The organism is Streptomyces sp. NRRL B-24572, assembly GCF_002156145.1.
Taxonomy (GTDB): Bacteria; Actinomycetota; Actinomycetes; order Streptomycetales; family Streptomycetaceae; genus Streptomyces; species Streptomyces vietnamensis.
This window is the reverse complement of the sequence record NZ_MWIG01000921.1, coordinates 1-631: the sequence shown is the minus strand read 5'-3', so window position 1 is coordinate 631 and position 631 is coordinate 1. Positions and strand designations below refer to the sequence as shown.

At 76.9% G+C, this 631-nt stretch carries 1 protein-coding gene; it reads right to left on the bottom strand.

The genetic code is table 11. The features are described from left to right. A partial coding sequence (locus CCN56_RS38270; RefSeq protein WP_143664778.1) for an AMP-binding protein occupies nt 1-631 on the bottom strand: 631 nt, incomplete at both ends.

The following is a 631-nucleotide window of genomic DNA, read 5'->3' as shown; positions in this document are numbered from 1 at the left end:
GCACCATGTACTCGGGCAGCGCGTCGGCGAGGTGGGCGCGCAGCGCGTCGGGGGCGACGTCCTCGGGGGTGACGTAGGCGACGAGCCGCGGGTCGCCGGGGCGGTCCTCGCGGACGAGGACGACGGCGCGGGTGACGTCGGGGTGGGCGGCGGCGGCCGCCTCGATCTCGCCCGGTTCTATGCGGAAGCCGCGGAGCTTGATCTGGTCGTCGGCGCGGCCGATGTACTCCAGGTTCCCGTCGGCGCGGCGGCGGACCAGGTCGCCGGTGCGGTACATGCGCTCGCCGGACGGGCCGTACGGGTCGGCGACGAAGCGTTCGGCGGTGAGGTCCGGGCGGCCGGCGTAGCCGCGGGCGAGGACGACGCCGGCGACGTACAGCTCGCCGGGGACGCCGTCGCCGACGGGCCGGAGGGCAGCGTCGAGGACGTAGGTGCGGGTGCCGGCGAAGGGGCGGCCGACGGGCACCGGCCCGTCGGGGAGTTCGGCGCCGGGTGCGACGCGGAACTCCATGCAGTTGACGGTGGCCTCGGTCGGCCCGTACGCGTTGATGACGGTCGCGGCCGGGTGGGCGGCGCGCCAGGCTCGGACGGCTTCGCCGCGCAGGGCCTCGCCGCCGAGGATCAGGGTGCC